The 26,097-nt window shown below is 75.9% G+C and carries 22 protein-coding genes and 1 riboswitch; of the genes, 9 read left to right on the top strand and 13 right to left on the bottom strand.

The genetic code is table 11. From position 1 onward, the window contains the following. The first annotated feature begins 74 nt into the window (after window positions 1–74). The gene (locus tag B4U46_RS28815; protein ID WP_237293379.1) at window positions 75–476 is read left to right on the top strand and encodes an RICIN domain-containing protein; all 402 of its coding nucleotides are present in this window, start codon (window positions 75–77) and stop codon (window positions 474–476) included. Window positions 477–527: 51 nt separating this feature from the next. On the opposite strand, the gene B4U46_RS28810 is transcribed toward B4U46_RS28815, so the two are convergent. After that, complete coding sequence (locus tag B4U46_RS28810; protein ID WP_079430574.1) at window positions 528–833, bottom strand: 4a-hydroxytetrahydrobiopterin dehydratase; 306 nt, start codon at window positions 831–833, stop codon at window positions 528–530. A 190-nt stretch (window positions 834–1,023) separates the two neighbouring features. Here B4U46_RS28810 and B4U46_RS28805 point away from each other — a divergent pair, with 190 nt between their 5' ends. Then, a complete protein-coding gene (locus B4U46_RS28805; RefSeq protein WP_079430573.1) occupies window positions 1,024–1,827 on the top strand; it encodes a helix-turn-helix domain-containing protein in 804 nt (267 codons plus the stop codon). 272 nt (window positions 1,828–2,099) lie between these two features. Next, window positions 2,100–3,575, top strand: a complete 1,476-nt coding sequence (locus tag B4U46_RS28800) for an NAD(P)/FAD-dependent oxidoreductase (RefSeq protein WP_237293157.1) — start codon at window positions 2,100–2,102, stop codon at window positions 3,573–3,575. A gap of 28 nt (window positions 3,576–3,603) precedes the next feature. On the opposite strand, the gene B4U46_RS28795 is transcribed toward B4U46_RS28800, so the two are convergent. Next, window positions 3,604–4,449, bottom strand: a complete 846-nt coding sequence (locus B4U46_RS28795; RefSeq protein ID WP_079432038.1) for a bifunctional 5,10-methylenetetrahydrofolate dehydrogenase/5,10-methenyltetrahydrofolate cyclohydrolase — start codon at window positions 4,447–4,449, stop codon at window positions 3,604–3,606. 74 nt (window positions 4,450–4,523) lie between these two features. Then, a riboswitch (ZMP/ZTP riboswitch) is annotated at window positions 4,524–4,623 on the bottom strand. A gap of 69 nt (window positions 4,624–4,692) precedes the next feature. Between B4U46_RS28795 and B4U46_RS28790 the strand changes: the two genes are divergently transcribed. Beyond that, window positions 4,693–5,454 carry a methyltransferase domain-containing protein gene (locus B4U46_RS28790; RefSeq protein ID WP_079430572.1) on the top strand — a complete coding sequence of 254 codons (762 nt, stop codon included), beginning with the start codon at window positions 4,693–4,695 and terminating at the stop codon, window positions 5,452–5,454. 246 nt (window positions 5,455–5,700) lie between these two features. Then, window positions 5,701–7,281, top strand: coding sequence for an RNA polymerase sigma factor (locus B4U46_RS28785; protein WP_185117154.1), 1,581 nt, complete (start codon window positions 5,701–5,703; stop codon window positions 7,279–7,281). Between the two features lie 77 nt (window positions 7,282–7,358). On the opposite strand, the gene B4U46_RS28780 is transcribed toward B4U46_RS28785, so the two are convergent. From B4U46_RS28780 to B4U46_RS28770, 3 genes are all read right to left on the bottom strand, one after another. After that, window positions 7,359–8,774, bottom strand: coding sequence for an amino acid permease (locus B4U46_RS28780; protein ID WP_079430570.1), 1,416 nt, complete (start codon window positions 8,772–8,774; stop codon window positions 7,359–7,361). A gap of 75 nt (window positions 8,775–8,849) precedes the next feature. Beyond that, window positions 8,850–11,072: a phage holin family protein gene (locus B4U46_RS28775; protein WP_079430569.1), complete on the bottom strand. Its 2,223-nt coding sequence runs from the start codon at window positions 11,070–11,072 to the stop codon at window positions 8,850–8,852. Window positions 11,073–11,226: 154 nt separating this feature from the next. Next, window positions 11,227–11,631 (bottom strand): hypothetical protein, encoded by a 405-nt coding sequence (locus B4U46_RS28770; protein ID WP_079430568.1) that lies wholly within the window; start codon window positions 11,629–11,631, stop codon window positions 11,227–11,229. Window positions 11,632–11,760: 129 nt separating this feature from the next. Between B4U46_RS28770 and B4U46_RS28765 the strand changes: the two genes are divergently transcribed. Both B4U46_RS28765 and B4U46_RS28760 read left to right on the top strand, forming a co-directional pair. Further along, the gene (locus tag B4U46_RS28765; protein ID WP_079430567.1) at window positions 11,761–12,537 is read left to right on the top strand and encodes an MBL fold metallo-hydrolase; all 777 of its coding nucleotides are present in this window, start codon (window positions 11,761–11,763) and stop codon (window positions 12,535–12,537) included. Then, window positions 12,534–13,181 (top strand): DedA family protein, encoded by a 648-nt coding sequence (locus tag B4U46_RS28760; RefSeq protein ID WP_107438335.1) that lies wholly within the window; start codon window positions 12,534–12,536, stop codon window positions 13,179–13,181. Before B4U46_RS28765 ends, B4U46_RS28760 begins: the two co-directional genes overlap by 4 nt. Before the next feature lie 234 nt (window positions 13,182–13,415). On the opposite strand, the gene B4U46_RS40405 is transcribed toward B4U46_RS28760, so the two are convergent. The 5 genes from B4U46_RS40405 to B4U46_RS28735 all read right to left on the bottom strand — a co-directional run bounded on the left by B4U46_RS40405 (window position 13,416) and on the right by B4U46_RS28735 (window position 19,077). Beyond that, window positions 13,416–13,547, bottom strand: coding sequence for a hypothetical protein (locus B4U46_RS40405; protein WP_335755403.1), 132 nt, complete (start codon window positions 13,545–13,547; stop codon window positions 13,416–13,418). Between the two features lie 483 nt (window positions 13,548–14,030). After that, entirely contained in the window at window positions 14,031–15,440 is a 1,410-nt protein-coding gene (locus B4U46_RS28750; protein WP_079430566.1) for an amidase, read from the bottom strand. A gap of 200 nt (window positions 15,441–15,640) precedes the next feature. Continuing rightward, entirely contained in the window at window positions 15,641–16,963 is a 1,323-nt protein-coding gene (locus B4U46_RS28745; RefSeq protein ID WP_237293156.1) for an MBL fold metallo-hydrolase, read from the bottom strand. 45 nt (window positions 16,964–17,008) lie between these two features. Then, window positions 17,009–18,268, bottom strand: coding sequence for an aminotransferase class I/II-fold pyridoxal phosphate-dependent enzyme (locus B4U46_RS28740; RefSeq protein WP_107438334.1), 1,260 nt, complete (start codon window positions 18,266–18,268; stop codon window positions 17,009–17,011). 236 nt (window positions 18,269–18,504) lie between these two features. Further along, window positions 18,505–19,077, bottom strand: a complete 573-nt coding sequence (locus B4U46_RS28735) for a TIGR03086 family metal-binding protein (RefSeq protein ID WP_079430565.1) — start codon at window positions 19,075–19,077, stop codon at window positions 18,505–18,507. A gap of 195 nt (window positions 19,078–19,272) precedes the next feature. Here B4U46_RS28735 and B4U46_RS28730 point away from each other — a divergent pair, with 195 nt between their 5' ends. Next, window positions 19,273–20,100, top strand: coding sequence for a methyltransferase domain-containing protein (locus B4U46_RS28730; RefSeq protein ID WP_079430564.1), 828 nt, complete (start codon window positions 19,273–19,275; stop codon window positions 20,098–20,100). Between the two features lie 348 nt (window positions 20,101–20,448). On the opposite strand, the gene B4U46_RS28725 is transcribed toward B4U46_RS28730, so the two are convergent. Together B4U46_RS28725 and B4U46_RS28720 are read right to left on the bottom strand one after the other, a co-directional pair. Further along, window positions 20,449–22,437, bottom strand: coding sequence for a DUF5107 domain-containing protein (locus B4U46_RS28725; protein WP_079432034.1), 1,989 nt, complete (start codon window positions 22,435–22,437; stop codon window positions 20,449–20,451). Between the two features lie 281 nt (window positions 22,438–22,718). Next, window positions 22,719–23,297 carry a GNAT family N-acetyltransferase gene (locus B4U46_RS28720; protein ID WP_079430563.1) on the bottom strand — a complete coding sequence of 193 codons (579 nt, stop codon included), beginning with the start codon at window positions 23,295–23,297 and terminating at the stop codon, window positions 22,719–22,721. A 38-nt stretch (window positions 23,298–23,335) separates the two neighbouring features. Between B4U46_RS28720 and B4U46_RS28715 the strand changes: the two genes are divergently transcribed. Further along, on the top strand, window positions 23,336–24,061 hold the full coding sequence (locus B4U46_RS28715) for a hypothetical protein (protein WP_398908191.1): 726 nt from the start codon (window positions 23,336–23,338) through the stop codon (window positions 24,059–24,061). Window positions 24,062–24,073: 12 nt separating this feature from the next. Here B4U46_RS28715 and B4U46_RS28710 read toward each other — a convergent pair whose 3' ends face one another. After that, complete coding sequence (locus tag B4U46_RS28710) at window positions 24,074–26,089, bottom strand: prolyl oligopeptidase family serine peptidase (protein WP_079430562.1); 2,016 nt, start codon at window positions 26,087–26,089, stop codon at window positions 24,074–24,076. Window positions 26,090–26,097 lie beyond the last annotated feature (8 nt).

The raw sequence follows: 26,097 nt of genomic DNA, 5'->3' as shown, positions 1-26,097 counted from the left end.
CCGCCGGTTCCGCCGCCTCCTCGGCCGCTTCCGCCGCCCGCCCGGGCCGTACGGGCCCGCGGGAGGGGGTCTACCTGATCCGTAACGAGGGCAGCGGGCTGGTGCTCCAGCTGGAGGGGGCCTCCCGGGTGCGGGTCGGCCCGGACGGGCCGCCCGCGCCGGTGGCCGCCCGGCGGTGGCGGCTCGCGCCGACGCACGGCGGCGCGGGGGTGTTCCACGTGGTGAGCGAGGACAACGGCCGGCGCCTCGACGTCGCGAACGCCTCGACCGACAGCGGGGCGCGGGTGCAGGTGTGGCGGGCCAACGCCTTCGGCGCCCAGGAGTGGGTGGTCGAGGAGCACCTGGAGGATCCGGGGGTGGTCTCGCTGGTGGCGTGCATCAGCGGCCTGCTGCTGGAGGCCGACGGCGAGGGCCGGGCCCGGCAGGCCGAGGACACCGACTCGCCGTCGCAGTGGTGGCGGCTGGAGCCGGCGTGACCGTGACCCCGGCGGGGCCTTCGGGCCCGGGCCCGAAGGCCCGGGCCGCGGTCAGTTCGCGCCGTGGGACGGCGCCAGGGCCTCGACGCGTTCGGCGAGGGCGAAGTCGGTCTCGGTGACCTGGCCGCCGGCGTCGTGGCTGTTGACCGCGAGGCGAACGGTGTTGTAGCCGAGGGTGAGGTCGGAGTGGTGGTTCAACTCGTCCTGGACCACGGCGATGTGGGCCACGAGCGCGCTGGCGGCGCGGTGCGTGCCCACCCGGTAGGTGCGCAGGAGCCGGTCGTCTTCGAAGGCCCAGCCGGGGAGTTCCCGGAGCCGGTCCTCGATCTCCTTCTGCGAGAGCGGTTCGCTGGGCATCCGCAGCCTCCTCGTGCTCGTTGCTCGTCCGCGTCCGTGATGTGCAGTCAGTTTTCCACGGTGCGCGCCGGAGTGAACCCTTCCCGCGCCGGGGCGCCCGGGTGCTTCCCCCCGGGGCGGCCGGCCGCCCCGTCCGGGCGCGCGGAACGCGTCCGGTGCGGGCCGGTGTTCCTCGGTTAACGTCGTGGGCATGACGACCTCGATCTCGGCAGACGCCCCTTCCGCGGGTCCCCTGCTGCGCGCCTGGCGGGTGCGGCGCGGGATCAGCCAGCTGGAACTGGCGGGCCGTGCCGGCTCCTCCTCCCGGCACATCAGCTTCATCGAGACGGGCCGCTCCCGGCCCAGCGAGGAGATGGTGCTGCGCCTCGCCGGCCACCTCGACATCCCGGTGCGGGAGCGCAACGCGCTGCTGCTGGCGGCCGGATACGCGCCCCGGTACGCGCACACCCCGATCGACGACCCTGCCCTGGGCGCCCTGCGCGAGGGCCTGGAGCGGCTGCTGAGCGGCTACGAGCCGTACCCGGCGCTTGTCGTGGACGGGACGTACACGGTGGTCGCGGCCAACCGGGGCGTCGCGATGCTGCTGGAGGGGGTGGCGGAGCACCTGCTGGCGCCGCCGCTGAACGCGATGCGGCTCACCCTGCACCCGCAGGGCCTCGCCCCGCGGATCCGCAACCTGCGGGAGTGGCGGGGCCACCTGCTGGCCCAGATGGAACGGCAGATCGCGCTGGAGCGCTCGGCGCCGCTGCGCGCGCTGTACGAGGAGGTGGCCGCGTACCCGGTGGCGGAGCGGCCCGGCGAGAGCGAGCCGGACGAGGCCGTGCCGTACGTCGCGCTGCCGCTGCGCATCGAGCACGACGGGCACCTGCTGTCGTTCGTGTCGTCCATCTCCACCTTCAACACGCCGATGGACGTGACCGTCGCCGAGCTGGCCATCGAGACCTTCCTCCCGGCGGACCCGGCGACGGTGAAGTACCTGCGCACCCTGGAGTGACCCGTGGTCCCTCGGCTCGGGCCCCGGGGCCGAGTGCGCGGCCCCGGGACCCGATGGCTCCACTGTGCGCCGGGGGGAGGGCGGGGTCGATTACCCCGCAGGTCATGACGGCCGACCGACCGGTCCTGAACGGACATTCCAGGACGGCTGAAAACCTACTCGTCCGTATGGCGCGAATGTTGGGGATGCGCTGGAACGGCGCGGTGCCGGAGGTTAGGCTGCACCGCACCGAGCCCCCTCGAACGTCCAGCCGACATACGGAGAACCTCCCGGTGCGAGCCGCCACCTGCCGCGATGCGCCCGGTCGGGACGAGTCCTCCCCGCCGCGCCACGCCGTCGTCATCGGCGCCAGCATGGCCGGCCTGCTGACGGCGGCCGTCCTCTCCGCGCACGCCACGGTCACGGTCGTGGACGCCGACGCCCTCCCCGAGGGCCCGGAGCCCCGGCGCGGGCTGCCCCAGGCGCGGCACGTCCATGTGATGTGGTCGGGCGGGGCGCGCGCCATCGAGGAGATACTGCCGGGCATCACGGACGCCTGGACGGCGGCCGGGGCGATCCGCCGCGGGCTGCCCACCGACCTGGTGACGATGACCGCCCACGGCTGGCTCCCGCGCTACGGCGAGAAGCAGTTCACCGTCTCCTGCAGCCGCGACCTGCTGGACTCCGTGGTCCGCGCCAAGGTCACCGCGCTGCCCGGGGTCGCGGTGCTCCAGCGGAGCCGGGTGCGCGGCCTGGAGGGCACGGCCGCGCGGATCACCGGTGTCCGCGTCGACACACCGCGGGAGGAGGGCCTGCTGATCCCCGCCGACCTCGTGGTCGACGCCGGCGGGCGCGGCTCGCGCTCCCGGCTCTGGCTGGAGGAGCTGGGCGCGGGCGTCGTCCCGCAGGCCGAGGTCGACTCCGGGCTGGTCTACGCGACGCGGATCTTCCGGGCGCCCGAAGGGGCGCACGCCCTGGGCTTCCCCATCGTCAACGTCCAGTCCGACCCGCGGGTTCCCGTGCCTGGCCGCACCGCGACGATCGTCCCCATCGAGAACGGCCTGTGGCAGGCGACCCTCTCCGGCACCCGGGGCGGGCAGCCGACCGGCGACCCCGACGCCTTCGTCCCGTTCGCCAAGGACCTGCGCGACCCGATCGTGGGACAGCTGCTGGAAGGGCGCACCCCCCTGACCGACGTGGCCGTCACCCAGAGCACCACGAACCGGCGCCTGTATTTCGAGAGGACCGCCCTGCCCGACGGCTTCTTCGCCGTGGGCGACTCGGTGGCGACCTTCAACCCGCTCTACGGCCAGGGCATGACGGTCGCCGCCAAGGGGCTGCTCGCCGTCCGCGCCATGCTGCGGTCCGGGGGCCTGTCGCGGCCCGGCTTCGGCAGGGCGGCGCAGCGGGCGCTCACCCCGCCGGTGGCCGCCGCCTGGCGCCTGGCCACCTCGCAGGACATCCTCTACCCCGGCGCCACCGGCATGCGCCCGAGACCGGGGACGGGCCTGCTGGACGCGTACGTGAACCGGCTGATGGCCGGGGCCACGGTCGAGGAGCCGCTGACCGCCGCCTTCTTCGAGGTCATCACGATGACCAGCCCGCCCACCGCCTGGTTCCGCCCGGACGTGCTCTGGCGGGTGCTGCGGCCCTCCGCCCGGGGCACCCTGAAGGCGCCGCCGCTGACGGCCGCCGAGCGCGCGGTCGCCGGGCTGGCCGCGGCAGAGCGGGCGAGCGCCCCGGACCTCGGGGGTCCGGGGCGCTCGTGAGGCGGGAGCGAGGGCTGGGCCGCCGCGCTCAGAGGTCCGCGAGGTCCAGACCGGCCTGGGCGGCCGCGGCGTGGACGGTCTGCTCCAGCAGGACCGCGATGGTCATCGGGCCCACCCCGCCGGGCACCGGGGTGATCAGGGAGGCGCGGGCGGCGGCCGACTCGAAGTGGACGTCGCCGACGTTGCCCTCGTTGTAGCCCGCGTCCAGGACGACGGCGCCCGGCTTGATGTCCTCGCCCCGGATGAACTCGGCCTTGCCCACGGCGGCGACCAGGACGTCGGCCTGGCGGACGATCGAGGACAGGTCCTTGGTGCGGGAGTGGCAGTAGGTGACGGTGGCGTTCTGCTCCAGCAGCAGCATCCCGGCGGGCTTGCCGAGGATCGCACTGCGGCCGACCACGACGGCGTGCTTGCCGGTGAGATCCACGTCGTACTCGGCGAGCAGGCGCATGATGCCGCCGGGGGTGCAGGAGACGAAGCCGGGCAGGCCGAAGCCCATGGCGGCGAAGGAGTGCATGGTGACCCCGTCGACGTCCTTGCCCGGGGCGATGGCCTCGAAGGCGGCGCGCTCGTCGATGTGGTGCGGGACCGGGTGCTGGAGCAGGATGCCGCTGATCTCCGGGTCCTCGGAGAGGGCCGTGATCGTGGCGACGAGCTCCTGCGTGGTGGTCTCCGCCGGGAGGGCCACGTGGCGGGAGGTGATCCCGGCCTTGGCGCAGCGGTTCTGCTTCATGCGCACGTAGGTGACGGAGGCGGGGTCCTCGCCCACCAGGACGGTGGCCAGGCAGGGCGCGGTGCCGGTGCGCTCGGTGATCTTCGCCGCGAGGGCGGCGGTCTCCTCGGAGATGCGGCGGGCGAGGGCGGTGCCGTCCATGAGCTGGGCGGTGGCCGAAGGGGCAGTCGTCACGGGGTCTCCTGAACGTCGCTGCGGATCGCTGTTCGCGGATCGCGGTTCGCCCAGGCGCGCGGCAGTCGACGTACGGGGAGGCACGTACGCCGGGCCGCTCCCCGGTGGTGATCCACCCGAACGCCAGTCACGGCCCTGGTCTCACTGTAGTCGAACCGTCCACCGGCATATCCGGTGGATGACCGGGGCCCGGCCTGGGACGATCGAGACATGACGCGCACTTTCGACCATCTCGTGGCAGAGGCGGAATCCGTCTCCGTCGACGGCTGGGACTTCTCCTGGCTCGACGGCCGGGCCACGGAGCAGCGCCCCTCCTGGGGCTACCAGCGGATGCTGGCCGAGCGCCTGTCCCGGGTCCGCTCCGCCCTGGACATCCAGACCGGCGGCGGCGAGGTGCTCGCCGGGGCGGGGCCGCTGCCGCCGCTGACGGCGGCCACGGAGTCCTGGCCGCCGAACATCGAGAGGGCCACCCGGCTGCTGCACCCGCTGGGCGCCGTGGTCGTCGCGGCCGCCGACGAGCCGCCGCTGCCCTTCGGCGACAACGCCTTCGAGCTGGTGGCCAGCCGGCACCCGGTGACCATCTGGTGGGAGGAGATCGCCCGGGTGCTGACCCCTGGCGGCACCTACCTCTCGCAGCAGGTCGGCCCGGCCAGCGTCTTCGAGCTCGTCGAGTACTTCCTCGGCCCGCAGCCGGAGGAGGTCCGGCGCGCCCGCCATCCCGACGACGCGGAGGCCGACGCGCGGAAGGCGGGCCTGGAGGTGACCGACCTGCGCTCCGAGCGGCTGCGGACGGAGTTCCACGACATCGGAGCCGTGATCTACTTCTTGAGGAAGGTGATCTGGATGGTTCCCGGCTTCACGGTCGGGCATTACCGGGACCGGCTGCGCGAGCTCCACGAACGGATCGAGCGCGAGGGCCCGTTCGTCGCGCACACCTCCCGGTTCCTCATCGAGGCCCGCAAGCCGGACTGATGCGGGGCGTGCGTACGGGGCGGATCCGCCGCCGCCGGGGCGCGGACGGATCCGCGCCGGATCGGTTGCCCGGCCACAGCGTGGCGCAGGTCACTCAATTCAGCGCGTAACGAATCGACTCGGGCATGCGATGAACCGACAGGTGTCCTCGCGCGGCCCCGGAATACAGCCCCCCTGGGGACTGTTTCCCGAGTCCGCGCGATGATTCCCGCCCACCCCTTATCTGTTCGCAACGAGAGGCTCCTTGTGTCGCTCAGCCCGTCCCGTACGTTCCCTCCGGAGATCGCCGAATCGGAGGCCCTCGTCGCGCTCGTCGAGCGCGGCCGCGAGCAGGGTCACATCAACGGTGACGACGTGCGCCAGGCCTTCGAGGCCGGCCGCATCCCGGTGGACCAGTGGAAGCGGGTCCTGCGCAGCCTGAACCAGGTCCTGGACGAAGAGGGCGTCGCCCTCCACGTCAGCGCCGCCCCCGCCACGAAGGCTCCTGCCAAGAAGCCCCGCAAGGCAGCCGCCGCCCCGGCCCGCACCGTGACGAAGAAGGCGGCCGCCGCGCCGCGCCCCATCGGCGCGCGCAAGGCCTCGGTCGCCGCCGCCCCGGCCGCCGCCGCGGCGATATCCGCTCCGTCGGCCGCCGCCCCGGAGGAGGTGCCGGCCGAGGCCGCCGCCGAGCCCAAGAAGCGCGCGGTCAAGAAGACCGCGGCCAAGAAGGCCACGGCCACCAAGAAGACCGCCGCGAAGAAGACCACCGCCAAGGACGCCGACGACGCCGAGACCCCGGTCGTCGAGGGTGAGGACTGGGCCGTCGAGGACCTCGCCGACGACACCGAGGAAGAGGCTCCCAAGGCCGGCGCCCAGGGCTTCGTGCTGTCCGACGAGGACGAGGACGACGCCCCGGCGCAGACCGTCATGGTGGCCGGCGCCACCGCCGACCCGGTCAAGGACTACCTCAAGCTCATCGGCAAGGTGCCGCTGCTCAACGCCGAGCAGGAGGTCGAGCTCGCCAAGCGCATCGAGGCGGGCCTGTTCTCCGAGTACAAGCTCGAAGAGGAGGAGGACCACAAGCCCGCGTTCAAGCGCGAGCTGGAGATCCTCGTCGAAGACGGCCGCCGCGCCAAGAACCACCTGCTGGAGGCCAACCTCCGCCTCGTGGTCTCGCTGGCCAAGCGCTACACGGGCCGCGGCATGCTCTTCCTGGACCTGATCCAGGAGGGCAACGTCGGCCTGATCCGCGCCGTGGAGAAGTTCGACTACACCAAGGGCTTCAAGTTCTCCACGTACGCGACCTGGTGGATCCGGCAGGCGATCACGCGTGCCATGGCCGACCAGTCCCGCACCATCCGCATCCCCGTGCACATGGTCGAGATCATCAACAAGCTCGCCCGCGTGCAGCGCCAGATGCTCCAGGACCTGGGCCGCGAGCCCACCCCGGAGGAGCTGGGCAAGGAGCTCGACATGACCCCGGAGAAGGTCATCGAGGTCCAGAAGTACGGCCGTGAGCCGATCTCCCTGCACACCCCGCTGGGTGAGGAGGGCGACAGCGAGTTCGGTGACCTCATCGAGGACTCCGAGGCGGTCGTGCCCGCGGACGCCGTGTCCTTCACCTTCCTCCAGGAGCAGCTCCAGTCGATCCTGGGCACGCTCTCGGAGCGCGAGGCGGGTGTGGTCTCCATGCGCTACGGCCTCAACGACGGCCAGCCGAAGACGCTGGACGAGATCGGCCGCGTGTACGGGGTGACCCGTGAGCGCATCCGCCAGATCGAGTCCAAGACGATGTCGAAGCTGCGCCACCCGTCGCGTTCGCAGGTGCTGCGCGACTACCTGGACTGATCCCCCGGGGACAGGCGAAAGCGGAGGCCCGCGCCGTTCGGCGCGGGCCTCCGCGTTTTCCTGGTGCGCCGGGGCGGTCAGGCGGCCGCGCGGCGCTTGCGGGCGGACATCAGGGCGTAGACCAGGACGCCCGCGAAGAGGAACAGGACGCCCTGGTAGACGGCCGCGTATCCGGATCCGGCGACCAGCCACATCGAGAAGGCGAAGGCCACGCCGGCGAGGACGCCGTCACGGACCAGCTGCCCGCGCCGGACCCGCTCCGACTGTCCCGAGGCCAGGAAGTACAGCTGGGCGGCGGTGGAGAGCAGGTAGGGGACGGTGGCCGTGAAGGTGGTGATCAGGACCAGTGCCTCGAAGACCGCCGCGGAGCCCGCGGTGTAGTTGTAGACGGTCAGGGCCGAGGCCAGGACGGCCGTGACGAGGACGCCGACCACGGGGACCCCGCGCTGCTTCTTCTCGAAGACCTTCGGGAAGAGGCCGTCCTTGGCCGCCGCGTACGGGGTCTGGGCGCTGAGCAGCGTCCAGCCGTTGAGGGCGCCGACCATGGAGATCACGGCGGCGCCGGCGACCAGCGTGCCGCCCCAGGTGCCGCCGAACATCGCGTTGACGGCGTCGGTGAAGGGGGCCTCGGAGGAGACCAGCTCGTCGTGGCCGACCAGGCCGAAGACGGCGAGGGTGCCGAGCAGGTAGACGGTGGCCGCGCCGATGGTGCCGAGGACGGTGGCCCGGCCGACGTTGCGGGCCGGGTCGCGGACCTCGCCGGCGCTGACGGCGGCGGACTCGACGCCGATGTAGCTGAAGAGCAGGATCGCGGCGGACGCGGAGACCGCCCCGACCGGGCTCTGGCCGGTGGCCTGGAACGGGCCGAGGTTGGCCGGGTCGAAGAAGAACAGGCCGCCGACCGCGACGACCAGCAGCGGGACCAGCTTCAGGATGGTCGCGACCACCTGGACCGCGCCCACGTACCGGGTGCCGGCCAGGTTGGAGAGGGCCGGCAGCCACTGGACGGCGAGGGCGGCCAGGCACATCGACCACTTGTGCTCCCCCACCGCCGGGAAGAGCACCGCGAGGTATCCGACGGACGCCACCGCGAGGGCGGCGTTCGAGACCCAGGCGGTCATCCAGTAGCTGTACGCGGCGAGGAAGCCCGCGAAGTCGCCGAAGGCGGCGCGTACGTAGACGTAGGGGCCGCCGGTCTGCGGGTGGCGCTGGGCGAGGCGGCCGAAGACCAGGGCGAGGGCGATCGCGCCGAGGGTCAGGACGGCGAAGGCCAGGAGGCTGATGGTGCCGAAGGGCGCGACCGAGGCCGGCAGCAGGAAGATCCCGCCGCCGATGACGTTGCCCATGACGAGGCAGATGGCGACGGGGAGGCCGAAGCGGCGGGTGTGGCGGTCGGCCGGAGCGGGTGCCTGTCCGGGTGTGACCGGCGTTCGGGTTCCGGCGGCCCCGGGGGCGGTGCTCTGCTCGGCGGGCGGGGCTGCGGTGCTGGTCATCAGGGGTGTGCCTCGGGATGTCTCACATGGTGGGCAGGTGAACACATGGTTGACCACCGGGATGCCCCCGCCAAATCACCGGGTTTCGTCCGGCGCCGCACCCGCTGCGGACGGAAAGGTTCCGTTCGCAGCGCCCTCCGGCCGGTGATCCTCCGGTGGATGATCGTCCGGCCGGTGATCGTTCGGCGGGTGCTCCTCCGGCCGGTGATTCTCCGGCGGGCGCTCCTCCGGCCGGTGATTCTCCGGCGGGTGCTCCTCCGGCCGGTGGTCGTCGGGCCGTGCCGGGAGGGGGACCTGGGGGCCGTCCGACTCGCGCAGCCAGCGGCGCAGGACCTCGTGCACGGCCTCGGCGCCCACCAGGTCCGGCCCGGGCGCCGACAGGTCCGTCGGCCACATCAGGAAGGGGCGCCCCTGCTCCCCGCCCAGGCCGCCGTGGGAGCCGATCTGCTCCTCGAAGGCGTGCACGGTCCCGGTCCGGGGGTCGTAGGCCGAGTTGACCATGATGTCGGCGACGTGCGGGAAGGAGTCCGTCCGGCGGACCGCGTCCGCCGCGCCCGGCCCGTACGCGGACAGCAGCTCCTGCGCCGCCCCCGGTACGTCGAGCCGCGCCGAGGTCCCGCCGGGGCCCAGCACCTCCCCGTCGACCAGCAGGAAGCCCACCCCCGGATGGTCGGCCAGGGTGCGCAGCAGGGCGGGGTGGGCCCGCTCGATCCACCGGCGGCCGGCCCGGCCCGGCAGGGCGGGGAAGGAGATCAGCCCGAGGTTGCCCGAGGCCAGCACCACCGGGTCGGGTCCCGGCCCGGGGCGGGCGTCCTCCCCGTCCTCCTCCACCGGCCGGTGCAGCGCCGCCAGCACCGCCGCCCTGGCCTCGGCCCCGCTGCGGGTGCGGCCGGCCCGGCGGGAGACGGGCAGCCCGCAGCCCGCCCGGACGAGGTCTTCCAGGGCGAGCCCGTAGCGGCCCAGGAAGGTCTCCCCCGGGCTCTGGCCGTGGTCCGACAGCAGGACGAAGCGGTACTCGCGCGGGGCGTGCTCGGCGACCCGGACGATCAGCGCGAGGCTCCGGTCGAGCCGGGCCAGTACCCGGTCGGTGTCCCGGCCGTGCGGGCCGGAGTGGTGGGCGACCTCGTCGTAGGCCACCAGGTCCGCGTAGACGGCCGACCGGCCCGCGAGCAGGTCCCCGATCACCGCCGAGACCACCACGTCCCGTTCGACGACCGTCGCGAAGGCCCTGATCAGCGGGTAGAGCCCGCCGCGCGCCACGCGCGGGTGCTCGTCGCGCAGCCGTGAGCGCAGCGACTGGCCGATCTCCCGGCCCGCCTCGGCGACGAAGGACAGCGCGGTGCGGACGGCGTTGGCCGGGTCGGAGAAGTACGCGAAGTAGCCCGCCCGGGAGCGGTTGGCGCGGCCGCGCCGGGCGGCGACCGAGAGCACCAGCGCCAGCTGGTCGGCGCCCCCGCTGAACAGGTTGCCCCGGCTGGCTCCGTCCAGGGTGAGCAGTCCGCCGTCGCGGGTGCGTGCCACGGCCCGGCGCTGGAGCTCGGCCGCGCTGGTGGGCCGGTTGCAGACCATCACCTCGCCGGTGTCCTTCTCGTACCAGCGGAAGGCCGGCACGTCGAAGGTCGAGCCGTGCAGGATGCCGAGCTGGCTGGCGCCGGTCTGGCTGGACCAGTCGGTGCGCCAGGGCATGACCCGGTGGCTGTGCTCCAGCCAGCCGGCCACCGTGGGCATCAGCCCCTCGGCCGCCGCCCGGCGCAGCGTCCGGTAGCCGACCCCGTCGAGCTGGAGGAAGACCAGCCCGGGGCCGCCGCCGGGAGGCGGTCCGCCCCGGCGGCGGCGCCGGGCGGCCAGCCGGTAGAGCCGGCGCCGGTACGCCTCGTCGTCGCGCACCGCGAGGGCGGTGGAGGTGGCCGAGGCGACGGCGGACATCACGGCGGCGACGACCACGGCGGTCTCGGGGGCGGCGGCCGCCCCTCGGTCGTCGGGGATCAGGCTGAGGGCCATGAGCAGCAGGGAGCCGTTGAGGAAGAAGACGAGCAGTCCGAGCACCAGGGCGGGCACCAGCAGCAGGGCCCGTACGACGACCGGCCAGACCAGGGCGGTGAGCAGGCCGAAGGCGCCGGCGCCCCAGGCGGCGGTCAGTCCCACCCGGGTGACGCTGTCGCCGTCGGCGGACTGGAGGCGGAAGTCGGGCAGGAGCCCGGCGAGCACGAGCAGGGTGAGCGTGGACACCGCCCACACGAGGAGCACCCGCACCAGTGCGCCGCCCGCGGCCCGCCACCGCCCCCGCCACCGCCCCATGACGCACCCGCCTCGTGTCTCCCCCGGACCCCGTCCGGGGGTGCCCCGGTCCCGCGCCGCGCCCGCGGCCCCTTCGCCAGCGTCGCACAGGGCGCCGCGGGAGGGTCCCCGTCGCGGATGGCGCACGGGGGTACGGGGGGGGTGGGCCGGGGTCTCAGGTGCCGTCGTAGCCGGCGGTCGGCATGGACAGCCTGCGGTGCACCTCGGCCTTCATGGCGGAGGTGTAGCGGGGCTCGTCGAGTCCGGCCGTCTCCAGGCGGACGCCGCGCCGCGCGCACTCGGCGGTGAACTCCTCGACCGAGCGCAGCGCGCGGGCGAGGACCCTCCGGTTGGGGGCGACGAACAGGTCGACCTGGCCGGCGTCCACGTCGCTCCAGAGCCCGCAGTGGTCGGCCCGCAGCCCGTAGAAGAGCAGTTGCCGGGTGACCACGTAGCCCTGCTGCGCGGCCCAGCGCGCGCACATGGCGTGCTGGCTCCGGGTGTCCACGGCGAAGGGGTCGGCATCGAGGTCTTCGAGCGGGGCCAGGCTGGCGATCGCGGCCACGCGCAGCGCATCCATGGCGCCCGACCCTACTCCGATCCGGGCCCGGGGAGGAGGGGGCGGTCCAGTTCCGCTTCCAGGCGAATCCGGCGGGGAATGCCCACGGGACAGCCCTTAGGCTCTAGATGTCCGGGGAAGGGGTGCGCGGTGCCGGTGGAGATCACCTGGTGGGGGCATGCCACGTGCACGGTGCGGGACTCGGGGGTGCGGGTGCTGACGGATCCGCTGTTCGTGCGGCGGCTGGCCCATCTGCGGCGCCGTCGCGGGGCGTTGCCGCCGCCGGAGGCCGCCGAGGCGGACGCGGTGCTGGTGTCGCACCTGCACGCCGACCACCTGCACCTGCCGTCGCTGGCCCGGCTGGCTCCCGGCACCCGCCTGGTCGTGCCGCGCGGGGCCCGCCGGGCGGTGCCGGGGCTGGCGCGGCTGGAGCGGGTGCGGGGCCTGGTGGTGACGGAGGTCGTCGCCGGCGAGGAGGTCCGCGTCGGGGAGGGCGTACGGGTGCGGGCGGTGAGCGCCCGGCACGACGGGCGGCGGGTGCCGTTCGGGCCGCAACGGGTGCGGGCGCTGGGGTACGTGGTCCAGGGCGCGGCCCGGACGTACTTCGCCGGGGACACCGGGCTGTTCGACACCATGGCCGAGGAGACCGGGCCGGTGGACGTGGCCCTGCTGCCGGTGGGCGGCTGGGGGCCGTACCTGGGGCCCGGGCACCTGGACGCGGAGGGGGCGGCCCGGGCGGTGGCGCGGCTGGCGCCACTGGCGGCGGTGCCGGTCCACTACGGGACGTACTGGCCGATCGGCATGGACGCGGTGCGGCCGCACGAGTTCCATGCGCCGGGCGAGGAGTTCGCCCGGCTGGCGGGGGTGCTCGCGCCGAAGGTGGCGGTACGGGTCCCGGCGCATGGGGAACGGGTGCGGCTGCCGTGACGGGGTGGCTGCAGGGGGCGGCGGAGGTGGCCGGGCGGGTGCCGCCGGAGACCACCCAGCGGGCGGTGGGCTACCCGGCGTTGTTCGTGCTGGTGGCGCTGGGGGCACTGGTGCCGGTGATCCCGACGGGCGCGCTGGTGAGTTCGGCGGCGGTGGTGGCGTTCCATCAGCGGACGCTGCCGCTGGGGGTGTTGGTGGTGTGCGGGGTGGCGGCGCTGGCGGCCTTCGCCGGGGACGTCGCCCTGTACTGGCTGGGGCGGCGGGGGGTGCGTTCGCGGGGCGGCTCGCGGATGCTGGAGTCCCTGCGCCGGCGGGCCGCGCCGGAGCGGCTGGAGCGGGCGCGGGTGGGGCTGGAGGAGCACGGGGTGCTGGTCCTGGTGCTGTCGCGGCTGGTTCCGGCGGGCCGGATCCCGGTGATGCTGGCCTGCCTGCTGGGCGGGCTGCCGCTGCGCCGGTTCGCCCGGGGGGACGCGCCCGCCTGCCTGGCCTGGGCGGCGACGTACGGGCTGATCGGGATCCTGGGCGGCTCGCTGTTCTCCGAGCCGTGGAAGGGCGTGGCCGCGGCGGTGGCCCTGACGGTACTGATCAGCGCGGGGCCGGGTGTGTGGCGGCGGCTGGGGGGTGGACGGGGGCGGGAGGGGTAGGCTCGCCCCCTCCGGGACGACAGGGGTGACGACCGATGACGGATCAACTCCGCGGCGGGGCCGGGCCGGTCGAGCCGGCCGCTCGCCGCGAGGCCGTGGGGGGCCGGGCTGTGGGGGCGGGGCCGTGGGGGGCGGGGGCGCCGAGTCCGTCTGGGAGACGGTCCACGCCCTCGCCGCCCGCTTCGAGGCGGCGGCCGCGGAGCGGGGGGTGGTGCCGCCGCAGAGCCATGTCATTCAAGTGCTGAAGATCGGCGAGGAGTTCGGCGAGGCCGCGCAGGCGGTGATCGGGGCGACCGGGTCGAACCCGCGGAAGGGGCGGTCGCACAGCTGGGAGGACGTGCACGACGAGGTGTGCGACGTGATCATCACCGGGATGGTGGCGCTGGCACGGATGCGGCCGGACGCGGCGGCCTACTTCGCGAGCCAACTCGCCCTGAAGGCCGGCCGCTTCCTCCCGGGGCCGGCCCCGGTCCCCGACGGCGAGCCCTGGCCCCGACCGGGGTTGCCGCTGCGCGGAGCCGTCTCCCCGCCCCGCCCTTCCTCCGTTCCCCGGGGCTCCGCCCCGGACCCCGCGCCTCAAGCGCCGGCGGGGCTGAAACGACCTGGGGCTCCGCCCCCAGCGCCTCAAGCACCGGCGAGGCTGGATTTGGCGCGGCTGATCCGTCGCCCGCGTCTACACCCGCGGCATCGCGGCGATTGAGCGCACCGGGCGCGCAGCGCACGGTTTCGGGGTCCGGGGCGGAGCCCGGGACCCTTCAGCCTCGCCGGCGATCGAGGCGCGGGGGCAGGGGCAGCGCCCATGGGAACGGAGGAAGGGCGGGTGGGCGCCCTCGCCCCCGTGCGCGGTGCTCAGCCCAGGGGCGGGGTTCGGGTGGTCCAGGGGCGGGCGGATTCCAGTTGGGCGGCGACGCTCAGGAGGGTCGGTTCGTCGTGCGGCCGTCCGACCAGCTGGACGGCGAGCGGCAGGCCGTCCGTCCCGAAGCCCGCCGGGAGGGAGGCGGCCGGGTGCCCCGTTATGTTCCACAGCGCGGTGTACGCGACCATCGGCCGCGACCGCAGCAGCGCCCCCGCCAGCCCCACCCCGTCCAGGGCGCCGACCGCCCTCGGCCGGGCGGCGAGGGTCGGGGTGAGCAGCAGGTCCGCCCCGGCGAAGACCCGTTCGGCCCGTACCGCCAGCCGCTCTCCCGCCCGTACGGCCCGTTCCACGGCGGCCTCCGGGACCAGCCGGGCCATCCGCAGGGTCTGCCGGGTGCGGCGCTCCAGGAGCTCCGGGCGCTCCACGGCCGCCGCCTCCGCCCGCACGCCCCCGCAGAACTGCGGCAGGAACGCCGCCGTGGCGTCGGGGTAGCGCGGGGTCACCTCCCGTACGTCGTGCCCGAGTTCGCGCAGCAGCTCCGCGGTCCGCCGCAGGGCGGCCACGTGCTCGGGGTGGGGGCGCACGCCGGGCACGGCGGACTTGGCCGACCAGGCGATGCGCAGCCGGCCCGGCTCGGTGGAGGCCGCCCGGAGGAAGGTGGTGGCGGTGGGGCGGGCCGCCCAGCGGTCGCCCTCCGCCGGTCCGCCGAGCACGTCGTAGAGCAGGGCGCTGTCCCGCACGCTGCGGGTGAGCGGGCCGATGGTGCCGAGGGCGTGCCAGAGGTGGGGCTGCGGGGTGGTGGGGACGCGGCCGCGCTGCGGTTTGAGGCCGAACAGGCCGCAGCAGGCGGCGGGGATGCGGATGGACCCGCCGCCGTCGCCGCCGAGCGCGGCGCCGACCAGGCCGGCCGCGACGGCGGCGGCGCTGCCGCCGCTGGACCCGCCGGGGGTGCGGGAGGTGTCCCAGGGGTTGCGGGTGCGTCCGTGGGCGGCGGACTCGGTGAACGGCCACTGCCCGAACTCCGGCATCGCGGTCTTCCCGACGACCACCGCGCCGGCCGCCCTCAGCCGCCGCACCGCCTCGCTGTCGCGGGCGGCCGGGGTCCGGTTGGCGGCTCCGCCGAAGGTGGTGACCTCCCCTTCCACGTCCAGCTCGTCCTTGACCGCGACGGGCACGCCCAGCAGGGGCAGTTCCGCCCCGGCCGCCAGGGCCGCGTCGCGGGCGTCCGCTTCGGCGAGGACCCGCTCCCGGGCCCGTACCACGCGGAACGCACCGAGCTGCGGGTCGAGCGCCTCGATCCGGCGCAGCGAGGCCTCCGCGAGGGCCCGCGCGGTCACCTTCCCCGCCCTTACCAGCTCCGCCTGCCGGGCCGCGCCCAGGAACAGCAGCTCACCGTCGTCCACGTGCGTACGCGCCTTCCTCCACGGGGATGTTCCGTGGTGGCACGCTATGCCAGGCCGGGCGATCTACGACAGGGGCATGTCAGCCGGACCGGACCTGGCCACCTCCCAACTGCGCCGCGTACGGCGGTCCGTCAGGGTCACCCGGCACGGGGGCGGGGCGGTCATTCGCAGGTCCGTGCCGAGGTCCATGAGAGTCGGTCCTACGGGGCCTCCCGCGCGGCCGAAGGGTGCCGGCCCGGCGCCCCGGTGTCCGCGCCGGGGGTGCGGGAGGCTCCGAGAGTGCGGGAGGCTCCGACGGGCAGGTCCCAGAGGTCCTCGCGGGGGAGCCCGGCGCGGGCCCAGGCGGCCCGGACGCGGTGCAGGGGTTCCATGACCGGTTCCGCGGAGAGGACGAAGGCGGCCCAGTGCATCGGCGCCATGCGGCGGGCGCCGAGGTCGAGGAAGGCCCGCACGGCCTCCTCCGGGTCGGTGTGCACGTCGCGCAGCCACCAGCGCGGGGCGTAGGCGCCGATGGGCAGGAGCGCGAGGGCGATGGCGGGGTGGCGGGCGCCGATCTCGCGGAACCAGTGGCCGTAGCCGGTGTCGCCCGCGAAGTACACCGTGCGGCCGCCGCCGGTGCGGGCCGTGGCGGCCGTGCGGTCGGTGAGCACCCAGCCGCCCCACAGGGTGCGGCAGGTGTCGAGCAGGGAGCGCTTGGACCAGTGGTGCGCGGGGACGAACTCGAAGCGTACGCCGCCCAGTTCGGCGGACTCCCACCAGTCCAGCTCGGTCACCTGGCGGAAGCCGCGGCGGCGGCACCAGCGGGCGAGTCCGGCGGGCACGAACAGGGCGGTGTCGCGGGGGAGCCGTTTCAGGGTGGGGGCGTCGAGGTGGTCGTAGTGGTTGTGGCTGATCACCACGGCGTCCACGGGCGGCAGTTCCTCCCAGCGCACCCCCGGGGGCGTCATCCGCGCCGGGGTGCCGAGGATCCGCCGGGACCAGACGGGGTCGGTGAGCACCGTCAGCCCGCCGGTCCGCACCACCCAGGAGGCGTGCCCGGCCCAGGTCACGCAGACCTCGCCGGGCCCCACGGCGGGCAGCGGGGCGGGCCGGTAGGGCAGGTCGGGAATCCCCCGCAGCCCCTCGGGCCCCGGCCGGAAGGCCCCTTCCCGCGCCAGCCGCGCGAACGCCCGCACCCCGGGCAGCGGCGTGGTCAGCCGGTCCGCGAACGACCCCGGCCATGCCCGCATCTCCCCGAGGGGCCGCGGACCGGAACCCCGCCCGCCGGGCCGCACCGCGGGGGCCGCCCCGGGCGGCAGCGCGCCGGCGGGGGCAGGGCACGCGGGCGGGGCCGGCGGCGCGGCCCGCAGGTTCGGGGCCCGCAGGTTCGGGGCCCGGTGGCCGGTGCCCGGGGGTCCGGCAGGCTCGGGCCGGTGCTCGGGCCGGCGCTCGGGAGGGTGCGCGTCGGACGGGGACGGGTGTGCGGGTGCCGGTGCGGGCGGGGTGGCGGCGTTGGTCAGTGGGGGCTGCGGGTGGTCCCTCATCTGGCGGTCTCCGTTCAGCGGCGGCCGGGCGGGCGGGCGCCGGCGTCAGTCGGCCAGCCCGGCCAGGACCGAGCCGAGCAGGTCGAGGGCGCCGCGGACGTGCGGCAGCTCCAGCGGTTCGCGGGAGCCGAGTGCGACGAGCCGTTCCTCCGGGGTGGCGCCCAGCAGCGGTCCGGTCGACAGCCGGACGCGGAGCGCGCCCAGTTCGTCCGCGAACCGCTGCCCGCCGGGCGTCGGGGAGCCCAGCCGCGCCCCGAGCCAGTCCTCCAGCTCCATCGCGTCGCCCACCCCGTGCCGGGCGAGGCCCGCGCGCAGCGGGGTGAGGTCCGCGTACAGGTGGCGCCCGGCCTGCGGGGGCCGGGCGAGGGCCCCGACGGCCAGCAGCTCCCGGTGCACGGCCGCCGCCACCACGCCGTGCAGGGCCGCCGCCGCGTAGGCCCGACCGGCGACGGCGTCCGGCTCCTCCAGCGCGTGCGCGGCGGCCACCGCGACCGGGCCGGCCGGCAGTGCGCCGGTGGCGGTGAGGATGTCGAGGGTGCGGGCGCGCAGCCAGGTGCCGCGCGGGGTGGCGGGGAAGCGGGCCACGGCGGCGGGCCAGCCGCCCGGCAGCAGGGCGCCCGACAGGTCGATCAGGACGGCGGCCGTGTCCGGCAGCATCTCGGCGGGGCTCAGGACGAGCGTGTCGTGCGGCCGGTGGACGGTGTCGCGCCAGCTCTCGTCGCTCACCACGAACAGCCCGGCGGTCTCGGCCGCCTCGCAGGCCTCGCGCAGCATCTCGGGCGGCGGCACGGTGCCCGTCGGGTCGTCGGCCACCGACAGCAGCAGCACGCGCGGGTCACCGCCCTCGGCGCGCACCCGCCGTACGGTCTCCAGCAGGGCGTACGGGTCCGGTACGCCGCCGCACTCGGCGGGGGTGGGCACGTGGTAGGCCCGCCGTCCCAGCAGCCGGACCTGCGGGGTCCACCAGGCGGGACAGGGGCGGGGCAGCATCACGTCGCCGCCGTACGCGCCGAGCAGCGCGAGCAGCAGGGCGGGCGCGCCCGGCCCGGCGGCCACGTACTCCGGCTCGGTGGCGAGGCCGCGCCGCGCCCAGTGCCGGCAGGCGGCCTCCCGTACGGACTCGCCACCGCCCGGGGGTTCGGGGGCGGCCCGGTCCGCCGCCCCGGCCAGGACGGCCTGCAGCTCCGGCAGGACCGGCAGCCCCGGCTCGGGGGCCGGCGGCCCGTACCTGACCGGCCCGCGCCCCTCCGGCGCCAGGCGCCACACCCCGGCCCCGGCCGGCCCTTGCGTCGTCCCCTCGGCCATCCCCGCCACGTGCCCGCCTTCCCGCTGCCTGCTTCCCGCTGCCCACTGCCAGGTGCCGGGTGCCCGCCGCGCCGTCGGCCGGCGCCGCGGCCGCCGATCGAGGCGCCTGCGGAAGCGCCCTCGGGACGCACCCCTCGGAACGCACCCTTAAGACGTGCCCTTTATACGATTATTTCCGCCATAATGCCCGCTACCCGGCCGCGCGCGTGGTCCGTGCCCGGGTCACGCCAGGCCCGTCATCCGCGCCGCCCCAGCAGTGCCAGGAGCCTGGTCTGGGCGTCCGCCCCGGCCGGCACCTCCAGCGGCGCGTCGAACATCCCGCTCGCGGCGAGCCCGTCGGCGTACGGCATGACCTCCTTGAGGGAGAACTCGACGAGCCCGGCCGGCAGCCGGTCGTCCGCGCCGATGGCCCGTGAGAGGTCCCAGGCGTGGACGACGCAGTCGGCGGTCAGCTCCGCGCAGTACGCCGCCCCGCGCGTCGGGCCGTACGACAGCCCGACCGTCCGCTCCAGCGCCCCGGGCGCGGCGAAGGCCGCCAGCCCGGCGGCCGCGGCCCGCTCCCACGCCCCCGCCGGGTCCCGGCCGAGCAGGTCGCCGGACAGCTCGTCCCCGACCTCCGCCACCGTCCGCCCCTCCGTGACCAGCGGCACGATCCAGAGCTGCTCGCCGGTGACGTGGTTCACCAGGTCCCGCACGGTCCACTCGGCGCACGGGGTCGGCGCGTCCCACTGGCCGTCCGCGACGGCCCGCACCCGCTCGCCGAAGAGCCGCAGCGCGGCGGCGTGCTGCTCCGGCAGGGTCTGCGGCATCGTCCTCACCGTCCTCGGCGTCCCCCTGCGGCCCACTGTCCTCGTCCCCCCACCGCCCTGCCACTGCCCCGCCGTCGACCCGGCCAATCCCCTTGGCACGCCCGGATGCTGTCCACATGTCAAAACGCAGATCTCAGATGACGGTCGGATCCCCTACGGTGATCACAGCACTTCGACAACGAGGAGGAGCCCGCCATGAACGAGGTCCAGGCGCACGAGACGGCCGTCTACACGCACGGCCACCACGAGTCGGTCCTGCGTTCGCACCGCTGGCGCACCGCCGCCAACTCGGCCGCCTACCTGGTCGGCGAGCTGCGGCCGGGCATGCGGGTGCTGGACGTGGGCTGCGGGCCGGGCACCATCACCGCGGACCTGGCGGAACTGGTGACCCCCGGCGGGCGGGTCACGGCGGTCGACGCGGCGGCGGACGTCCTGGAGGCGGCGGGCGCGTACGCGGCGGAGCGGGGGCTGGCGGGGACGGTGGACTTCGCGGTGGCGGACGTCCACGCGCTGGAGTTCCCGGACGACACCTTCGACGTGGTCCACGCCCACCAGGTGCTGCAGCACGTGGGCGACCCGGTACGGGCCCTGCGGGAGATGCGGCGGGTGTGCCGGCCGGGCGGGATCGTGGCCGTCCGTGACGCCGACTACGCGGCGATGACCTGGTACCCGGCGACGCCGGGGCTGGAGCAGTGGCTGGAGCTGTACCGCCGGGTGGCCCGCGCCAACGGCGGCGAGCCGGACGCCGGACGGCGGCTGCTGTCGTGGGCCCGGGCGGCGGGCTTCACGGAGGTACGGGCGTCGGCGACGGCTTGGTGCTATGCGACGCCGGAGGAGGTGGCGTGGTGGTCCGAGCTGTGGGCGGACCGGACGACCGCGTCGTCGTACGCGCAGGCGGCCGTGGGCGGCGGACACGCGACGGACGCCGCCCTGGAGCGGATCGCCGCCGCCTGGCGCACCTGGGGCGACGCCCCCGACGCCTGGTTCTCGGTCCTGAACGGCGAACTGCTGTGCCGGGCATAACCCCCGCGACCAACCGCCCGCCGCGGCCGCCCCGCCCCGCCGCCGCGTAGGGCACGGATGCCCGACGGCGCAGCCCAGCGGGCCGGGGGCGCAGCCCGCGGCGGGTCTGGGGTACAGCCGCGGGGGGCCGGTGGCAGAGCCCCGGGGGGTCTGGGGCGCAGCCCCGGGATCTGGGGCGCAGCCCCGGGGGGTCTGGGGCGCAGCCCCGGGATCTGGGGCGCAGCCCCCGGGGGTCTGGGGCGCAGCCCCGGGATCTGGGGCGCAGCCCCGGGGGTCTGGGGGCTGCGCCCCCGGAGAACGGGTGAAGGGCGGGGCGGGGAGGTGGCCCCGCGCAGCGGGCCCCCGGGACTACTTCGGCGGCCGCATGCGGAAGTCGTACGGCGCCGGCAGCGGCGCCGCCGAGACCGTCGACCAGACCTCCGCCAGCGTCTCCTCCCCCTCCCGGAGGTCCGCCGGCTCGAAGCCGTCCTCGAACACCCGCCGGGCCGCCCCCACGTGCCCCTCCGCCGCGAGCAGCCGCGCGGCCAGCAGCCGGAAGCGCCCCTGTTCCCGCAGGGCCGGCCGCAGCCGCTCCCACACCGCCCGCGCCCCGGCCGGCCGGCCCGCCGCCAGCAGGGCGGTCATGGCCTCCCGGCCGAGCGCGGACTCCGCCGCCGTCCACGCCTCGCCGCCCCGGCTCTCCGCCGCCAGGTCCTCGAACGCCTCCGCGTACCGGTCGGCCGACCGGTCCGGATCACCGGCCAGCGCGTCCGCCACCGCCAGGCACCTCAGCAGCGGCCACCGCGACGGCGCCAGCGCCAGCCCGCGCTCCCAGCTGCGTACGGCCTGGGCCGTGTCCCCCGCGTGCCACTGGGCCACGCCCAGGTGGTACTCGGTCAGCGGGTCCGCCGGGGCGGTCTCCAGCATGTCCCGCCAGTGCGCGGCGACCAGGCTCGGCCCCGGCGGGACCACCCGCCGCGGCGTCGGGTGCACACCGGTCCGCCACAGCGCCAGCCAGGGTTCCTGCGCCTCCTCCAGGACGGCCTCGGGGAACGGCGTGCCCGGCAGGGCGAAGCCCCCGCGCAGCACCTCCAGCGCGCCCCAGCCCGAGCCGCGCGCCAGCCACTCCCCCGGCCCGCCGTCCGGCTCGGCGTCGGCGGAGGTGCGCCGCCACGCCTCGTGGGCCGCGTCCAGGGTGCCGGGCGGGAGCGCCGCGTCCAGCGCCGCCCCGGCCGCGGCGCGCGCCGCCGCCCAGTCGGCCCCGTGCACCGCCGCCGGGTCCGCGGACAGCGGCCCGTACGCCTCCAGCCAGCTGAACTCCGCCCCGGCGTCTAGCCGTACGTGTTCCAGCTGGGTCCGGGCGAGCCCCGCCTGGATCTCCGCGTAGCCGCCGGTGCCGGGCTCCGTCAGCCACTCCTGCCAGCGCCGGCCGCCCGGCCCCGCACCCCACACGAACAGCTTGCGCCCGCGCAGCAGCCCCGTGGAGGCCTGCGCCAGGCCGTGCCCTTCGGCGTCGAGGGCGGCGATCCAGGGGCGGCCGGCGGCCGCGGGCTCGACCTCGTAGAAGAAGTCGGCGGGGTAGGTGCTGTCCAGCGGGTAGGTGCGGTCCGCGTCCTCCCACCTGGGTACGGGGATCCGGCGCAGCGCCCGCTCGTACCCGAAGTGCCAGGCCTCCTCGGCGGGGGCGAGGACCCGCGTGCCGGAGTTCTCGGGGACGGCGGTGTTGGACCACCAGTAGACGGCGGCGGGCCGTTCGTGCGGGTTGCGTACACGGACCCCGACGTACAGGAAGTCCGAGTCCTCCGGCAGCCACAGGTCCACCTGGAACGGCAGGTCGCGCAGCCGCTCCCACTCCCACAGCCGCACCATCACCCCGCCGTCGGGCGCGGGGACGAGCGCGGCGTGCAACGGGGCGCAGGACAGGGCGGTGTGGCCGGTGGCGCCGATGTTCCACTCGATGCCGCCGGAGAACCAGGCGCCGTTGAGGGCGAAGTTCGCGGGCTGGAACACCGGGTTGCGGTAGAGGAGTTCGCGGCCGGTGGGGAGGTGGACGAGGGAGTGGATCCGCCCGCCGAGGCCGGGCAGTACGGTGGCGCGCAGCCGTCCGTTGTCGATGACGACGGCCTCGAACTCCCGCTCCTCGCGCTGCCGTCCGTAGCCGTCGCGGATCCGGACGGGCAGCAGGGAGCGCAGCGGCTCGTACCCGATCTGACGGGCCATGTCGCGCGGCAGCCCTTCGCGTGCGCGCTCGTCCAGGTCGTGCACGCCGTCGGGGGCGCGGAGGGCGGGCAGGGGGTTGTCGGGGCCCAGGGGGGCGGCGGGAAGGGTCAGCGGGACACGTCGGACGGTGGTGGCCATGGGGGAATGGAACACGCCACTGGGGTCGGTGCACAGGGGTTCCGCGCATCACCACCGGTCAGGATTACGCAAAGGGCCGCGGAAGCAGCGGAGCTGGGGGGGAGGTCGCACGAACGTCCGGGTGCGGGTGCGGGACCGCTACGCGGCCGAGATCTACCCCGCCCCTCCCCCGTTCCCAGGGGCTCCGCCCCAGACCCTGATACGGCCCCAGGGTCCGGGGCCCGGGCTCGGAGGGAGGGCGGGGCGGGGCGCCCGCGCACCCGGAACCCGCCCCCGCACCGTCAGGCCGGCGGCGCGGTGATGGCCCACCGTTCGTGGTCGCGCCACTCGCCCGCGACGTGCAGGAAGTCCGGGGACAGGCCCTCCAGCCGGAACCCCCTCCCCCGCACCAGGGCGATGGACGCCGCGTTCCCCGGCTGGATGTTCGCCTCCAGCCGGTGCAGCCCCAAGCCCGCGCCCGTGTCCGCATCCGCATCCGCATCCGCGAACGCGTGGGCCAGGAGGAGGTCCAGCCCCTCCCCCAGCAGCCCCCGCCCCGCCGCGTGCGCGAACGCCCCGTACCCCAGCGCCCCGCACTGGAAGGCCCCCCGCACGATGTTGTTGACGTTGACGAACCCGGCGATGGCCCCGCCGGCGAGCTCGCACACCAGGAAGCCGGCCCGCAGCTCCCCCTCCGCCAGCGCGGCCGCGTACGGCTCGTATTCCTCTACCGTCTCCGGCGGGAACAGCCACGGCCGGTGCAGCCCGCGGCTCTCGCGGACCCGCGCGGTGAACTCCGGTCCGTCGGCGGGCCGGAAGGGGCGCAGCCCGACGCGCGGGCCCTCCCTCAGGTACGTGGACGTGGACGTGGAATACGGCATCGACCCAGGCTACGGTCCGTGGCAGCATCCCCGGTGTGATCACCGACCCCGACACCTGTGAGCTGCTCCGCGCCGCCGCCCGCAACAACGCCGAGTGGTGCGGCGCCGTTTCCCGCAGCGGCCACTTCCGCCTCACCGTGTGGTGCAGCCCCCGGCGCACTCCGCCGCTGTACCCCGACGCCGTCACCCTCACCCCCGCGGCGTCGGCCGCCGACGTCCTCGCCGGGGTCGACACCACCGGCCCCGGCTGCTCGGTGAAGGACAGTTTCGCCTCGCTCGACCTGGCCCGGGCCGGGTTCGAGGTGCTGTTCGAGGCCCAGTGGATCCACCGCCCGGCCGGGGCCGCGGCGCCGGCCGGGGGCGGGCTGGAGTGGGACGAGGTCGAGGGCCCCGGGGAACTGGAGCTCTGGGAGGCGGCCTGGTCGGGCGGGGAGAGCACGGGGCTGTTCCACCCCGGGCTGTTGCGGGAAGGCGTCCTCTTCCTGGCGGGCCGCGACGGGGGCCGGATCGCGGCCGGGGCCGTCCTCAGCACGGGCGGCGGTGTGGTGGGCGTGTCCAACGTGTTCGCCCTGCACGGCACCGACACCGCTGCCGCCTGGTCCGCCGCCCTCGGCGCGGCCGCCCGCCACTGGCCGGAACTGCCGCTCGTGGGCTACGAACACGGCGAGGACCTCGACACGGCCGTCCGCGCCGGCTTCACCCCGCTCGGCCCGCTCCGCGTGTGGCTGCACTCCGCCGGACGCTACGGCGAAGGGAGGGCGTAGGCCGGCCAGCGCCTAGCTGCGGCCCTGGTCGCCGTCCAGCTCCAGCCGTGGGACGTCCGGCCTGTCCAGGCCGAAGACCTGGGCGTACAGGGAGAGTTCCGCTTCCAGTGCCCGGACCATCGTGTCCGCCCGGCGGAAGCCGTGGCCCTCGCCCTCGAAGGTGAGGTACGCGTGCGGGACCGCCGGGGTGCGGGCGCGGAGGGCGGTCAGCAGGCGTTCCGCCTGGGCGGGCGGGCAGACCGGGTCGTCCAGGCCCTGGAGGAGGACGAACGGGGCGGTGATCCGGTCGGCGCGGGCGACGGGCGAGCGTTCGCGGCAGCGGAGTTCCAGGGTCTGCGGCGGGCCGGCCAGGCCGTCGAGGTAGTGCGACTCCAGGTCGTGGGTCTCGGCGGCGAAGCCCCGCAGGTCCAGGACCGGGTAGATGATCGCGGCACACGCGTACAGGTCGGTGGCGGCCAGGGAGGCGGCGGCCGTCCAGCCGCCCGCGCTGCCGCCGCGGACGGCGAGGCGGGCGGGGTCGGCGGTGCCCTCGTCGGCCAGGGCGCGGGCCACGGCCGCGCAGTCCTCCACGTCCACCACGCCCCACTGTTCGCGCAGCCGTTCGCGGTAGGCGCGGCCGTAGCCGGTGGAGCCGCCGTAGTTCACCTCGACGACGCCGATGCCGCGCGAGGTGAAGTAGGCGATGTGCAGGTCCAGTACGGGAGGCACGTGGTCGGTGGGGCCGCCGTGCGCCCACACCACGTACGGGGGCAGTTCCTCGGCGGGGGCGCGCAGGGCGGGGTGGTGGGGCGGGTAGACGTGGGCGTGGATCTCGCGGCCGCCGGGGCCGGGGAAGGTGCGGGTCTGCGGCTCGGGGTAGTAGGCCGGGTCCACGGGGTCCGCGGCCCGGGCTCCGACCACCCGGGCGTGCCCGGTGGCGGTGTCCAGCTCGACGACCTCGTACGCGCTGCGCGGGCTGGCGGCGACCCCGTAGACGCGGGTGCCGCTGACGGCGAGGCCCGGCTGCCAGGCCGTCCACGGCCCGGCGGCGTCCACCAGGTCTCCGCTGTCGGGGTCGAGGACGCCGAGGACGCAGGAGCCCCGGCCGTGCAGGACGGCCACCGGTCCTTCCGGCAGCGGCGCCATCCAGGTCAGGCCCGGCTTCCACAGCGGACCGCCGAACTCCTCCTCGCGGGGGCACAGGTTGACGGGCCGGCCGCCCTCCGGGTCCACCCGGTAGGGGTTCCACCAGCCGCTGAGGTCGCTCACCGCGAGCAGGCTCCCGTCGGCCCCCCACGCCACCTGGGCCACGGCCTCGTCCGGCCCGCCGAGCACCGTACGGGCCGGGCCGAGCGTGCCGTCGGGGCGGACGTCGGCCAGCTGGAGCTCCGTGCCGTCCCAGGGCATCCGGGGGTGGTCCCACACCAGCCAGGCCGCGCTGCGCCCGTCGGGGGAGGGCTTCGGTCCGGTGCGGAAGCGGTGCCGGTCACCGGTGAGCTCCCGCACGGCGGACCGGTCGCCGGCGGCGGAGCCGTCCAGCGGGACGGCGGCCGCGACGCGGCGTACGTCACCGGGGGCGGGGCCGGTGAACTCCTCCAGCACGCACCAGACTTCGCCGCCGCGCAGCACCGGGTCGGCCCAGCGCAGCCCGCCGCCGACCGCCGAGACCGGGGTGAGGGGGCGGGGCGGCGGGGCGCCCGGGGCGTCGGGTTCGTAGGCGTAGAGCCGCTGGTCGGCGTGGTGGACGAAGACCACCAGCGGTCCCCCGGCGTCCCGTGCGGCCCCCGCCCAGGGCAGGCCGCCGTACTCGGTGAGCCGGCTGCGCACGTTCCAGGGCGCGGGGAGCACCGAACGGGCGGGGCCCCCGTCGGCGGGCCGGCGCACCAGGGTGCGGCGGCCGCCCTCCCCGGGGCGGGGTTCGGTCCACCACACCTCGGGGCCGATGGTGCCGACGTACTCGGGGCGTCCGTCGTGGGCGGCCGCGTGGGCGGCGGTGAGCGGCGAGGGCCAGCTGCCGTAGGGGGCGCAGGCGGCGGCCGCCGCCGCCATCACCGGGC

The organism is Streptomyces katrae (assembly GCF_002028425.1).
Taxonomy (GTDB): Bacteria; Actinomycetota; Actinomycetes; order Streptomycetales; family Streptomycetaceae; genus Streptomyces; species Streptomyces katrae_A.
The sequence above is the reverse complement of the archived record's forward strand: the minus strand, read 5'-3'. Positions and strand labels throughout refer to the sequence as shown.